The organism is Streptomyces sp. NPDC096132, assembly GCF_044763345.1.
In the GTDB taxonomy this organism is placed as follows: domain Bacteria; phylum Actinomycetota; class Actinomycetes; order Streptomycetales; family Streptomycetaceae; genus Streptomyces.
Genome location: NZ_JBIWGA010000098.1, coordinates 1 through 1,436 on the forward strand (window position 1 = coordinate 1; position 1,436 = coordinate 1,436).

1 protein-coding gene is annotated in these 1,436 nt (G+C 69.9%); it reads left to right on the plus strand.

The features are described 5' to 3' along the window. Positions 1-218 precede the first annotated feature (218 nt). Positions 219-1,418 (plus strand): IS110 family transposase, encoded by a 1,200-nt coding sequence (locus ACIRF9_RS52670; protein WP_403837819.1) that lies wholly within the window; start codon positions 219-221, stop codon positions 1,416-1,418. The last annotated feature ends 18 nt before the right edge of the window (positions 1,419-1,436 follow it).

Consider the following 1,436-nt stretch of genomic DNA (forward strand, 5'->3'; position numbering starts at 1 on the left):
GCCCTACCTTCTTGAGTGGGTCCCGTGAGTTCGCGACTCTGGGACTGCGCGGGTGGGGCAGGGATGGTTTTCATGCTGGCTGCCTTCGATGGCTCAGGACGCTGATCCCCCTGCCCCGCCACTTCTTCCGGACTGCTGATTAGGCACTGCGAACGATCGCTGGGTAGGGCGAGGACAGGCGGAAGGAGTCGCGCCGCACGCTGGACCGGGAGGGGACCGTGACCGCCAACGCAGGCTTCGACATCGCCAAGGAATTCCACTGGCTCGCGGTCTCCGACGACCGCGGACGCCCGCTGCTCAGCCACCGGGTCGACAACAACCCGGCCGCCATCGACGCCTCGATCGGCGAACTGCACACCATCGAGGACGAACACGGCCCCGTCACCGTCGGCCTGGACATCCTCGGTGGCATCGCCACCCTGCTGACCGCCATGCTCCTGGCCGCCGGCTTCCGCGTCGTCCACGTCCCCGGCCTGGCCGTCAACCGCGCCCGCCGCGCCACTCGGGGCGGCGAGAACAAGTCCGACCCCCGTGACGCCAAAGTCATCGCCGAGCAGGTCATGCTCCGCGACGACCTGCGCACCGTCGAGTTTCCGGACGAGACCACCGTCGAACTGCGGCTGCTGGTCAGCCACCGCACCACGCTGGTCAAGGAGGCCACCGCCCGCACCGCACGGCTGCGCGACCTGCTCACCGGCATCCACCCCGGCCTGGAACGAGCCGTCGACCCGACCAACCAGTCCGGGCTCATCCTGCTGGGCCACTACGTCACACCGGCCGAGATCCGCCGCGCGGGCACCGCACGGATCGCCGGCTACCTGCACCGGCACGGAGTCAAGACCACCACCGCACAGCCCCTGGCCGAGGCGGCGCACACCGCCGCACTCGCCCAGCGTGCCGTCCTGCCCGGCGAACGCCGCACCGCCCAGCTCATCCGGGAACTCGCCGACGAGCTGCTGGCCGGCAAACACCGCATCAAGGCCCTGGAAGCCGAGATCGAAGAACTGGTGACCGGCCACCCTGACGGGGCCCTCATCCGCAGCCTGCCGGGGATGGGGGCCGCCCTCACCGCCGAGTTCCTCGCGGCCGTCGGCGACATCCGCCGCTTCACCAGCGGCGACGCGCTGGCCGCCGCCTCCGGGCTGTCCCCGGTGCTCTCCCAGTCCGGCAAGATCCGCTACTCGCGCAGCGCGACCGGCGGCGACAAGGCCCTCAAACGCGTCTTCTACCAGGCCGCGTTCTGCTCCATCCAGCGCGATCCCACCTCGCGCGCTTTCTACGACCGCAAACGATCCGAAGGCAAGCGGCACCACCAGGCCCTGATCGCCCTGGCCCGCCGCAAGGTCAACGTCCTCTACGCCATCCTGCGTGACCGACACCCCTACGAGGCCCGGCCAACTCTTCGCCTCGTGGCTTGACTTCAGCATTAGGCAGCG